Source organism: Kushneria sp. AK178, from assembly GCF_053903105.1.
This window is the reverse complement of sequence record NZ_CP096381.1, coordinates 3,294,283-3,305,961: the sequence shown is the minus strand read 5'-3', so window position 1 is coordinate 3,305,961 and position 11,679 is coordinate 3,294,283. Positions and strand designations below refer to the sequence as shown.

The following is an 11,679-nucleotide window of genomic DNA, read 5'->3' as shown; positions in this document are numbered from 1 at the left end:
ACAAGAATGGCTGTAAAAATTGAAGTGCACATCGATTTTCTCTTTAAAGCCCACCGTGCGGTGGGCTTTTTTAGTGAGCGGATAGCGTGTCTCCGAACTGCAATCTACTCAAGAGTCGGCGGTCTGGTCGATCGATGCTCCGCCGGGCCCTGATGCTTCTTTCAGCAGCCAGTCGATAAAGCGCGCCACGGCCGACGGTGCCTTGTCGGTAGCGGGGGGCAGCAGGTCATAAGTCATGGGCGAAGCGAGCATATGGTGTTCACCGAAGGGGCGAACCAGTACGCCGCTTTCCAGTCGGTCCATGACCACGGGGCGGCTGGCCAGCATGATGCCCCGTCCGGCGATGGCCTGATCCATGGCCAGTCCTGACAGCGAGTAGCGACGTTGCGGTGGCGACACGCGATCGGCGACGCCGGCCATCTCGAGCCAGGTCTGCCAACCCGGAACGGTAGCGCTCTGCGGCGAATCCCAGCCCACTTCCAGCAGGGTGTGATGAACCAGATCGGCCGGCGTCAGCGGATGGTCGTGCTGCGCCAGCAGCGCTGGTGAACAGACGGGAAACAGTACGTCATCAAACAGACGGTGACTCTCTACGTTCGACCATGGGCCGCGCCCATAGCGGATCGCCAGCCGTGCGCCATCCCCCTGCCAGGCGGGTAACGTCAATGACTGGCTGGCTTCCAGCGAAATCTCGAGCCCACCAATGCTTGCCTCAAAGTCTGCCAGACGCGGCAGCAGCCACAGTTGCAGGAAGGAGGGCGGGGCGCTGAGTGTCAGTAGCGGCGTGTTCCGGGCGCTTTCGCGTGCCCGTTCTCTGGCCGTCAGGACACCACTGGCGATGCGCTCAAGGCCGCTGTCGATATCCCGGGCCAGCTGCCGCCCGATCTCGTTGAGCTGTACGCCACTGGCATGGCGAGTAAACAGCGACAGGCCCAGTCGATCCTCGAGCTGTTTGACCTGCCGGCTGACCGCTCCGGGGATAACGCCCAGTCGAATGGCGGCCAGTTTGAAGCTTTCCGCGCGGGCGGCCTCGGCAAAGGCGCGCAACGCATTCAGGGGCAGGCGTTCGATCTTCATGGCATGAGTTTTCCTGAGTCCTGGCCTCCAGATTAATCGTTTGGCGGCGATGGCGGCAAATGCTCCACTGAGCCCCTGTGGCCGACAGGAGGCGATATGCGGAACACCAGACAAAAAAATCCCACAATATCGACAGATGATGGCCCGGCGCGCCGACGACTGGATCTACAGGGCAGTGCCCTGATGGTGCTGTTTTGCATCGTGCTGGGCGCGCAGCAGGTGGCCATCAAGATGGTGGCAGCGGACATTTCGCCACTCGCTCAGGTTGCATTGCGATCATCCCTGGCGGCGCTTTTGGTGGCCGTACTGGTGTACCGGGAGGGCATGCGCCTTGCGGATATGCGGGCGCATCTCGGGCCGGGTGTTCTGGTGGGGCTTGGGTTCGCCGCGGAGTTTTTGTTTGTTGCCTGGGAGCTCAATTATACGCTGGCCTCGCACATGTCGGTGTTTCTCTACACGGCCCCAATCTTTGCCGCCCTCGGGCTGCACTATCTGGTACCGGGAGAGCAGCTCACAAGGCGTCAGTGGCTCGGTGTCGCGCTGGCCTTCGGTGGCATGGTGCTGGCCATGGCGCCGGATACCGATATCGACAATGCCGGCGATATCCTGCTGGGTGATCTGCTGGGGCTGCTGGCGGGCCTTGCCTGGGCCGCCACCACACTGGTAATTCGCCGCTCGTCGCTTTCCGAGGCGCCACCGGTGCAGACGCTGTGCTACCAGCTCATCGTTGCCGGTCTGCTGCTGTTGCCCGCGGCGGCGCTTCTGGGTGATCTCGGCCGCATTCAGGCAACGGGCATGGCGATTGCCAGTCTCGGCTTCCAGACGCTAATCATCTCCTTCGCCGCGCTGCTTTTGTGGTTTTCACTGCTGCGCCGCTATCTCGCCTCCCAGCTGGGTATCTTCTCGTTTCTGTCGCCGATATTCGGTGTGCTTTTTGGCGCACTGCTGCTTGGTGAACCGCTGACGATCAACTTTCTGGCGGGCGGCATCATATTGCTGATGGGCCTGGTGGTGGTGACGCAGTAGGGGATGGTGGTTGATGCATGAGAGGCACGATCAATAGCGGTCAGAGTGGTGTCATCACCGGGTATCTTTGCATGAAAAAGCCCACCAGACGGTGGGCTTTTGAGTGATACAGCTTTCTGGAAAGCAGGCTCATCCCACGCCGTTGCCATACCCCATGGCAACGCTTGCCTGTTCGCCGGTTTCCACCCAGACGCTCTGGGGCAGGGTGTACTCCTTGAGTCCATCCAGCCCGCTCGAACGACCAAAGCCGCTATCGCCGAAACCGCCAAACGGTGACATGACATTGATCGCCTTGTAGCTGTTGATCCAGATCGTTCCGGCGCGCAAACGTCCTGCCACGCGATGGGCGCGGGCGACATCCTGCGTCCAGACGGCGCCGGCCAGGCCAAAGCGGGTGGCGTTGGCCAGTTGTACGGCGTCTGCTTCATCATCGAAGGGCATGGCAACGAGCACCGGGCCGAAGACCTCCTCGCAGGCGATCGCCATGTCGGGCGTCACATCGGCGAGTACGGTAGGGGCCAGATAATAGCCGCCGGCGCCCTCGGGCAGTCCGTGCGGACGATGGCCACCGGTTACGATCCGGGCGCCGGACTCGGCCGCCGCGTTGATCATGGTCGTGACCCGCTCGAACTGCTGCGCGTTCTGCAGCGGCCCCATGCGGGTGGCATCTTCTTCCGGCAGGCCTACCGGAATCTGCGCCGCGGCGCGTCCCAGTCGCTCGATGACCTCATCAAAGATGTCGCGCTGAATCAGAAGTCGCGACCCTGCCACGCAGCTCTGCCCGGCGGCTGCGAAGATGGCAGCCTGCGCGCCGGCCACGGCGTCATCCAGACGGGCATCATTGAAGATGATGTTGGCGGACTTGCCGCCAAGTTCCAGTACGCTGGGGACCAGACGCCGGGCCCCCGCCTGAGCGATCAGGCGGCCACTTTCCGGAGAACCGACAAAGACCAGTTTCGAAATGCCATCATGCTCGGTCAGGGCTGCACCGGTGGTCGGGCCCACACCGTTAACAATGTTGATCAGCCCCTTCGGCAGTCCGCCGCTTTCCAAAAGCCTTGCGATCACGACCGAGGTGAAGGGCGTCAGTTCCGAGGGTTTGAGCACGGCGGCGTTACCGGCGGCAATGGCGGGTGCCAGCTGCCAGGCACAGGTAAACATCGGTGCATTCCAGGGCGTGATTTGACCTACCACGCCGTAGGGCACGTGGCGCACGTAGTTGAGATGCGAGGTGGGTACCGGAATTACCTCACCGTGCTGCTTGTCACACCAGCCGGCGTAGTACTCGAACATCTCGCGCACTTTGCCGACTTCACCGCGGCAGTCGCTGATCGGTTTGCCGGCCACGACGCTCTCGAGCTGCGCCAGTGACTCTTCCTCACCTTCCATCGCTCTTATGGCACCGTTCATGCATCGACCGCGGGCGCTGGCGGTCAGAGTCATCCATTCCATCTGTGCCCGGGTGCCGGCACTGACCGCACGGGCCACCAGGGTCTGGCCGGCATCGTAATAGTTCATCAGTAACTGGCCGGTGACCGGATTGCGCAGCGTGATCGGTTCACCCTGACCGACGACAGCCTCGCCGTCGATCCAGTTGCTCGCTGGGGCGCCGCTGTTGCCCAGCCCAAAGTGATCCAGCAGGGTCCCAAGATGTTTCAGGGCGCGTTCGTCCAGTGCAGAAGAGGTCGACATGACAGAATTCCTGTTACTTGCGAGCGGTAGCGAGAAGGGCATCGGCGATGCGGTTGAAATCTTCCTGATCCTCGATGTCGTGCGCTTCATGCCAGCGCTCGACCACGTGGTTCAGCAGAGCCATCGGCGTCTCCAGCTGCTCGGCGGCATCACGAGCCAGTCGCAGATCCTTGCGCATCAATCCGGTGGTGAATCCCGAGTCAAAACGTTCCGAGAGAATCCATTCGGGAAAGTTGACCTCGCTGACGGCGCTACGGCCTGATCCACTGTTGAGCCCGGCCAGACAGGCCGCCGGGTCAACGCCGGCACGGGCCGCCATGGCAACGGCTTCGCCGGTGGCGATCAGGTTGGTCGCACACAGGTAGTTATTGGCCAGCTTTACCACATGGCCGCTACCGGCCGGGCCGACGTGGGTGTAGCGTGCCGACAGGGCCTCGAGCACGGGTGTGACACGCTCGATGGTGGCGGTTTCGCCGCCCAGAAGCATCCCCATTCGGCCCTCGGCGGCGCCCTTCGGGCCACCGCTGACCGGGGCATCCAGCCACTCGAGGCCGGCATCCACCACGCGGGCGGCCAGCTCGCGGCTGATGACCGGATCGCTGGTCGAGGTGTCCATCACCACACTGTTTTCGGCGGCATGCTCCAAAAGGCCGGGGCTTGATTCGATGACCGTGCGCACATGGTCGGCCGTGGGTAGCGACAGTAGATAGACCTCGGCTACGGGCAATGCGCTTTCGCCGGCCACAGCCAGCCCCTGATCGCTCATACGCTGACGGGTCTGCTCGCTAGGATCGATTCCTGTGACGTCAAAGCCGGCAGTTTTGAGGGTCATCGCCATGTTGCCCCCCATCTGCCCCAGGCCGATGACTACGATCTTCATGGACATGCGTTTCTCCGTAATACGAAAGGTATCAACGTCGGTGTGACGCCCCGGGGAGGGCGGCGCCACACCGTATCGGGTTACAGCAGGATCTGGGCGACCACTGCCGAGCCGAGATAGGTACCGGTAAACACCAGCAGCGAGACCAGTACCAGCTTCCAGCCGGTGCGGCGAAACATGCTGAACTCCTGTTTCGACAGGGCGAAGCCGGCATAGGCAAGTACGGGCGTGACAATGGCCAGAAAGTTGACCTGCGAAAGCTGCTCTACCAGCCAGGCATTACCGGGAAAAAACGGCAGGGTCATGAGGATGCTGACCAGCGAAATCCAGGCGATCGCTGGCAGATAGAAGGGCACGACCCGGGTAATGATCAGTCCGATCAGGCTCATGATGTAAAGAATGATCATGCCGGGCAGGGCGCCCCACAGCGTGCCGGCGCTGACTACATTGGTGATCCACCCCACGGCGCAAACGGCGGCAAGCATCGCGGCGGTGCGTCCCGGCTGCTGTTCGGGACGTGGCTCGGTTGCGGTATCAGCGACGCTTGCGGCATCGGGTGTGTCCGCATCCACATCGGCCCCGGCTCCTTTTTTGACGCTTAGACGCTTGTAGAGCCACTCCGCGACCGGCAGGGCGATAAAGAGCGACACATAAAGCCCGGTGGCATAGGTCAGCAGATTACTGGCCCCGGCAAAGGCGAGCAGTTCCTCGCGCACGGCGGGTACCGCCTCGGCCAGCGCACCTGAACAGGCCGCCACCATGCTGCCGCTGCCCACTCCGCAGGCCATCGCCAGTGCGCGCGGGTCAAACCAGCCCGCCGAGCCCAGAAAACCGGCCATTAGCGCAAACCAGAGGGTGCCGAACATGGTGCCCACCACGTAGACCCCCATCACGCCGATGCCCTCCGGTCCCTTGAGGCCGTAGCGATCCGAAATGATCGCGATATTGGGTTCGCGTGCAATCGAATAGGTCGCCCCGATCGCCTCCCGCCCCATTTTCAGCACCAGCACGGCGAAGGGTAGCGCGATCAGCATCGTGCCCAGATTGCCCAGTTCCTGAAGAATCAGCGCCGGCCCGGCACTGATGATCTGATCGATCGACGGCCCGATGGTGGAGCCGAAGCGGGCGATAAACGGCATGATCGCGATCAGGATAAGCGGCGAGGCTGCATCGCTCAGGCGTGGCGGTACCAGCGCATGAAACCGGCTGGAAAGATGCGGATTAAGGGCAATGGCCAGTAGAAAGGCATAGAACAGCGGCAGCAGCAGTAGCGTACCGATTCCCAGAGGAATCCTGATGATGCCGATCCACTCTGCAATCAGCGAGAGAATAACGACCAGCCCGTGCAGGCGCAGCAGATCGAGCGGGGACGCTCGGGTGACGGATGTCATGGCAATGTTCCCATTGTGTTGTCTGGTCTGCGGCAGGTCATGACCGGCCGGTGCCTATTGTATGGGGCTCGTGGTCTTCACGAGGTTTACAGTATCAACGACCTGTAAGACTTAAGGAAGGGCAGCGATGTGTCGCCGTGATGGAAGATAACAGGAAATGGCAGGTTGCCGGCCGGAATCCGCACATACGAAATGCATTACTGTGGCGTTGTTTTTATTGCCCCGATGTCATTGGCTGTCACCCATAATACCAGGGCAGTGCCATTACTCTGCCTTTCCCCCCAACCACACCACCACCTCATGCCCCTGCCCATCCAGTACCACCCGTGCCTCCTCGGCACCCTCCAGCCGCTCCCCATCCAGCATAACGCCCGCCGTCTCTCCAGCCCCAACCCGCTCGACGCGAATCTCCACCCGGCTGCCTTCGAGTTCCACGGTGGCTGAATGTCCTGGCTGGTTGTCGGGAATAGCACATAAGGCAATCACACAGGGCGCGCCTGCCTCATCAAGTCATGATCTATATCCGCCATCTCAGCGGGTGATCCTCTTTCAGAATGCCTGTCTCATCCCAATCCTCCCAGCCGCTCATGGGAATCGGCGTGTCCTGCGCCAGCGTGGCGAGCCGCTCGGCCCAGCGCGCCTTTTCTTTTTCCAGATGGGCACGAAAGCTCTCTTCCTGTTGATAGCTCAATCCGCCGCCCTGAACGCCATAAGCTATATGAGGGGGCAATACTGACAGACCGACATAGTAAAGCGAGCAGTGCAGCGGCCATATGAGAGCGGCTATATCGCCGCTGCGGCCCAGTGGCGTGAAGGTTTCTTCCGGCGCGCCGGTGGTGACGGAGAACAGCGCTCGTCTCCCTCTGAGAGGCCCGCAATCAAACCGCTGGCGGCCGGTGTAGAGGCCGCCATAGACGAAGACCCTGTCGAACCAGCCCTTGAGCATTGCCGGCGCGCCGTGCCACCAGAGTGGACACTGAAGGATGATGGTTTGCGCCCATTCAAGACGCTCGATCTCACGACTGACATCAGGTGCGAGCATCTCGCGCTCGTAGTGCCATCGCTGCTCGTCGAGTGCCTGAAAATATGACGGATTGCGGCGGCTTGAGTAACGCCCGGGGCCTTCGACGGGATCGAAATTCTCGGCGTAGAGATCGCTGATGATGACCTCATGGCCGTCGTTCTCGAGCGTTTCCCGAGCTGTATTGGTCAGGGCAGCGTTGAACGATTGCGGCTCGGGATGGCAGTGAACAATCAGTACTTTCATGGATAGCCTCCGTAATGTGACAGGAGTCGTTACGCTAGGCTGTGCGGAGATGAAAAAACATTCCCTGTATCTGCAATTCTGATTTGCAAAAACGCACAGGAGCTTCATGAGCTCGACACCTGGATGGGACGATTACCGTCTCGTGCTTGCCATTGTGGAATCAGGGTCGCTTTCCGGAGCCGCCCGTCGGCTGGGCGTGAATCACGCCACGATCTTTCGGCGTCTGAAGGCGCTTGAGAGGCGTGCCGGAACGCGATGCTTCGAGCGCCATGACGGTAGGTATGTCGCAACGACCGCCGGGGAAACCATCGCGACCACGGCCCGAAAAATGCAGCTTGCCGTGGCGGATGCCGAACGTGCGCTGATGGATGGCGATACCACGCTGACGGGCACGCTGCGTATGACCACCACGGACGCGTTGTTGGCCCATGTGCTGATGCCGGTACTGGCCGAGTTTCGAATCACTCACCCCGGGCTGGTTATCGAAACGACTACCTCCGCCGAACTTCACAGTCTGACCCGCCGCGATGCTGACGTGGCGCTACGCCCGACCGATCATCCGCCGGAAACGCTGACAGGCCGACAGCTGGGACGGCTGCACCAGGCGATTTACGTTTCGGCCGATACGGTCGCGGATGAATCGACCCCCTGGGTGGGGCCGGATGCAGCGATGGGCTACCGCTCACTCGAGCGGTGGATGACAGTTCAGGGAGTTGATCAACGGATCGGCTTTCGCGCGGACTCGACCCTCGGCATGGCCCATGCCGTACAGGCAGGACTGGGGCAGGGCATCTTGCCCTGCTATCTCGCCGACAGGATGAAAGGGCTTGTGCGTGTCGGCGACCCCATTGCCGAGCTGGGGACCGGCGTGTGGCTGCTGACCCATCCGGATATCCGCCGGACCGCCAGCATTAATGTCCTGTTTGAAGCGCTGATCGAGGGATGTGGATTTCCCTGTCACTCCGCAGTACGAAACGAATACGGCCCGTCGTAGTTGCCGATCACGCCGGTATGAGTGATGAGGCTGCCACCCCGCCAGAGGTGCAGCTGGTAACCCGGTGGCTCCATCACGAAGGCGGCGGGGGCATGTTCGGTGAGGTTGAGTTCGGCCTGGTGTACGGTGCTGGGGCAGCAGCTGGCAATCGTGCCGCCGAAGCGGCGGAAGATGGGGCGGTGCACGTGGCCGCAGAGGAGGCGCTCGATGTTGGGGTAGTCGCGAACCAGCGCTTCCAGCTCATGGGCGCCCGTCAGGCCTTTGGCGTCCATGTGGTCGATGCCGGTGGCGAAGGGCGGGTGGTGCATGAACAAGACCGTCGGGCGTGTCGGCTGCTCTGCCAGGCGCGCGGCCAGCCACGCCAGCCGCTCGGCGCACAGCTCGCCGTGGCCTTCACCGGGCACCAGCGTGTCCAGCCCGATCAGGCGCACCGGGTACGCGTCCAGGGTGTACTGGATAAAGCCCTCGCGCCCCAGATAGCCATGGCCCGGAAAGGCCGCACGCATGGCCTGTCGATCATCATGATTGCCCGGGATCAGAACCCGGGGGATCTCCAGCGGCGCCAGCAGCTCGGCCAGTACGGCGTACGCCTCCGGGCGGCCGAGGTCGGTGGCGTCACCGGTGACCAGTACCACATCGGGGCGCGGGTCGAGGGCGTTGAGTGCCGCGACCACCGGGGGCAGGAGGCGATGGGTCTCGACCACGCCATGGGCTTTCTCTCCCGGGCAGCGAACGTGCAGGTCGGTGATCTGAGCGATCAGCATGGCGGGGCTCCGGGCGTCTAAAAGGGCATGAGCCCTTCCTCTCTGATAACAATGTTTTCATCATGACGGGGGTTTTTGACGTCCGAATGACGACCGGACAGCGTTAACCGGCAACGAGCAGGAGCGTGATGCAGCAGAGACGGGCCATATGGCTGCTGGATTCCGGCATCGGCGGGCTGACCATCGCCCGTGCCATCCGCCGTCGCCTGCCGGGCCTCAAGCAGCACTACATCGCCGATCACGCCGCCTTTCCCTATGGCGCGCTCGACGCCGAGGCGCTGATTAGCCGGGTGTGTGATCTGATGGCCCGTGCCGTTGCAGCCCGTCCGGTCGATGCGGTGGTGATCGCCTGCAATACCGCCTCGACCGTGGTGCTGCCGGCGCTCAGGGCGCGACTGTCGATACCGGTGGTCGGCGTGGTGCCGGCGATTCGTCCGGCGGCCGTGGCAAGCGCCAGCGGTGTGATCGGCGTGCTGGCCACGCCGGGTACGGTGAAAAGCGCCCATGTGGCGACCCTGATCGAACGCTTTGCCGGCCGCTGCCGGGTGTTGAAGATCGGCGCTTCGAACCTTGCCGCGCTGGCTGAGCGTTACTGGCTGACGGAAACGCTCGATGAAGACGCCCTGGCCGATGAGCTTGCCCCGCTGCGCGAGCCCGAGTGGCGCTCACTTGATCAGCTGGTGCTGGGCTGCACCCATTATCCGCTGCTGCGCGAGGCGATCGCCGCGCAGCTGGGCGGTCGTGTCCGGCTGGTGGATTCCGGTGACGCCATCGCCCGGCGGCTGGAGGCGGTGCTGGGTAACCCGTCGCTAAAGCAGGGGGAAAGCGCCGGCGGGTGCTTTCATGTGACCGGTCAGCCCCTGGACAGTGGCGCGTTTGCCGCGCGAGTCAGGGCCGAGGGCTTCCGGGAAATACTGGTGGATAAGCAGGCGGCGGTATTACCGTAGACGCAGGGTATCGGGGTCAACACGGCAACAGGATGATGGGGAGGCAGCGTGACACGAGCCGATCAGGAATTTCGAAGTCTGCATGATGAGGGCCTGTTACTACTGGCCAACGCCACCGATGCCGGCAGTGCCCGCATCGTGGAGGCCCGGGGCGGCAGGGCGGTCGCGACCAGCAGCGCGGCACTGGCCTGGTCGTGGGGCTACCGGGATGGCAACCAGCTGCCGCTCAAGCTTTTGAAGGCAAGCGTTGAAGCCATGGCGCGGGTGCTGACCGTGCCGCTGAGCGTGGATATCGAGGGCGGTTACTCGGATGACCCGGAGGCAGTGGCCAGGGTGATCGAGACGGTGGTGGCCGCTGGTGCGGTCGGCATCAATCTGGAAGACGGTCATGCCAGCCCGGAAATCCTGTGTCGTAAAATCGAGGCGGCAAGGCGCGTGGCAGCGCGTCATGGCGTGGATCTGTTTATCAACGCGCGCACCGACGTCTACCTCAAGGGGCTGGTGCCGCCCGAGCAGCGCCTTGCCGAGATCCTGACAAGAGCCGGCTTCTATAGCAGTGCCGGGGCCGATGGCCTGTTTGTCGCGGGCCTGGCCGATGCCGGGGAAATCGGCGAGCTGTGTCGCTCGACCGCGCTGCCGGTCAACCTGCTCTATCGGCCCGACCTGCCGGAGATCGAGACGCTGCGCGAGCTTGGCGTCAGGCGCCTGAGTGCCGGCTCGGCGATTGCCGAATTTCTCTACGGCGCCGGGGCTGACATGGCGAGCACCTTCATGCAGACGGGCCGGCTGTCGACGCAGAAGTTGAGCGCGTGCACCTACCGAGAGCTCAACGAGCTGATGCCGCCGGTGTAAAGCGATGTCAGATGGCGTGTCATGAGGGCCGGCAGGCCTGACCAGCGCTTGTCAGGCCATGGAGGGCATGGCAGGTCTCAAATAATGAGGCTGTATTTGCCTGCAGGATCATACTGGCTGAATACATGATCACTGGAGAGCAGGGTCATGCCTTCACACATGGCCTGTGACAGCAGCAGGCGGTCAAACGGGTCCTTGTGCTTGTCCGGCAGTCCTTGAACATGAGCGGTATGTTGCGAGGTAATGTCCAGCTCGCCAAGGATGGAAGCAAGGAGAGAGGCTGCCCGGGCGGCATTCATTTCCAGCTTGCCAGTGCCGGCCTTGATGGCGATTTCCCATATTGAGGCCGGGCTGAAATAGACTTCGTCGGCCTGGTCGATAAGAACGCGCGTGGCTGGTTTCAGCCGCTCGTCATCGCCTGTCAGAATCCAGATCAGGATGTTGGTGTCGAGCAGTAGCCTCATCCGAGATTGCCCTTTTCAAACTCGATCATGTCCGCGTCGGACAGTCCTGCATCCCAGCCTTCATGAAGCTTGATCTCGTCCTTCATGCACCCCATGAGGCTCATGACACTGGGCCTTTGGGGCGGCTCATAACTCACCAGTCGTGCCACCCGCTTCCCGCGATTGCTGATGATCACCTCTTCCCCTTTCTCGACTCTTTTGAGTAGTGCCGAGAACTGGGTCTTGGCATCATGAATGTTGATATCCATGGCTGTCTCTCCTGGTCCACTGGGCCAAGTTTAGCGCGGACATGTTGATCGATGCCATTGGGTCCCGCTTCTCATGG

Annotated in this window: 12 protein-coding genes; 4 read left to right on the top strand and 8 right to left on the bottom strand. The window is 62.3% G+C overall.

All coding sequences use genetic code 11. The features are described from left to right. Nucleotides 1-108: 108 nt before the first annotated feature. On the bottom strand, nt 109-1,077 hold the full coding sequence (locus tag M1D97_RS15220) for a LysR substrate-binding domain-containing protein (RefSeq protein ID WP_456268546.1): 969 nt from the start codon (nt 1,075-1,077) through the stop codon (nt 109-111). A 96-nt stretch (nt 1,078-1,173) separates the two neighbouring features. On the opposite strand from M1D97_RS15220, the gene M1D97_RS15215 reads away from it, so the two are divergent. Next, entirely contained in the window at nt 1,174-2,103 is a 930-nt protein-coding gene (locus tag M1D97_RS15215; RefSeq protein ID WP_456268545.1) for a DMT family transporter, read from the top strand. Between the two features lie 129 nt (nt 2,104-2,232). Here M1D97_RS15215 and M1D97_RS15210 read toward each other — a convergent pair whose 3' ends face one another. From M1D97_RS15210 to M1D97_RS15195, 4 genes are all read right to left on the bottom strand, one after another. Then, entirely contained in the window at nt 2,233-3,795 is a 1,563-nt protein-coding gene (locus tag M1D97_RS15210; protein ID WP_456268544.1) for an aldehyde dehydrogenase family protein, read from the bottom strand. A 13-nt stretch (nt 3,796-3,808) separates the two neighbouring features. Further along, entirely contained in the window at nt 3,809-4,681 is an 873-nt protein-coding gene (locus tag M1D97_RS15205; RefSeq protein ID WP_456268543.1) for an NAD(P)-dependent oxidoreductase, read from the bottom strand. 74 nt (nt 4,682-4,755) lie between these two features. Beyond that, nucleotides 4,756-6,066, bottom strand: coding sequence for a DUF3100 domain-containing protein (locus M1D97_RS15200; protein ID WP_456268542.1), 1,311 nt, complete (start codon nt 6,064-6,066; stop codon nt 4,756-4,758). A gap of 517 nt (nt 6,067-6,583) precedes the next feature. Further along, complete coding sequence (locus M1D97_RS15195; protein ID WP_456268541.1) at nt 6,584-7,333, bottom strand: NAD(P)H-dependent oxidoreductase; 750 nt, start codon at nt 7,331-7,333, stop codon at nt 6,584-6,586. A gap of 106 nt (nt 7,334-7,439) precedes the next feature. On the opposite strand from M1D97_RS15195, the gene M1D97_RS15190 reads away from it, so the two are divergent. Beyond that, nucleotides 7,440-8,327, top strand: coding sequence for a LysR family transcriptional regulator (locus tag M1D97_RS15190; RefSeq protein WP_456268540.1), 888 nt, complete (start codon nt 7,440-7,442; stop codon nt 8,325-8,327). On the opposite strand, the gene M1D97_RS15185 is transcribed toward M1D97_RS15190, so the two are convergent. Next, complete coding sequence (locus tag M1D97_RS15185) at nt 8,291-9,091, bottom strand: phosphodiesterase (protein WP_456268539.1); 801 nt, start codon at nt 9,089-9,091, stop codon at nt 8,291-8,293. The genes M1D97_RS15190 and M1D97_RS15185 overlap by 37 nt on opposite strands. Before the next feature lie 128 nt (nt 9,092-9,219). Between M1D97_RS15185 and murI the strand changes: the two genes are divergently transcribed. Next, nucleotides 9,220-10,038, top strand: coding sequence for a glutamate racemase (gene murI, locus M1D97_RS15180; RefSeq protein ID WP_456270236.1), 819 nt, complete (start codon nt 9,220-9,222; stop codon nt 10,036-10,038). Nucleotides 10,039-10,086: 48 nt separating this feature from the next. Beyond that, a complete protein-coding gene (locus M1D97_RS15175) occupies nt 10,087-10,890 on the top strand; it encodes an isocitrate lyase/PEP mutase family protein (RefSeq protein ID WP_456268538.1) in 804 nt (267 codons plus the stop codon). A gap of 77 nt (nt 10,891-10,967) precedes the next feature. On the opposite strand, the gene M1D97_RS15170 is transcribed toward M1D97_RS15175, so the two are convergent. Continuing rightward, the gene (locus M1D97_RS15170; protein ID WP_456268537.1) at nt 10,968-11,354 is read right to left on the bottom strand and encodes a type II toxin-antitoxin system VapC family toxin; all 387 of its coding nucleotides are present in this window, start codon (nt 11,352-11,354) and stop codon (nt 10,968-10,970) included. Beyond that, complete coding sequence (locus M1D97_RS15165; protein WP_456268536.1) at nt 11,351-11,602, bottom strand: type II toxin-antitoxin system Phd/YefM family antitoxin; 252 nt, start codon at nt 11,600-11,602, stop codon at nt 11,351-11,353. The genes M1D97_RS15170 and M1D97_RS15165 overlap by 4 nt, the downstream gene beginning before the upstream one ends. Nucleotides 11,603-11,679 lie beyond the last annotated feature (77 nt).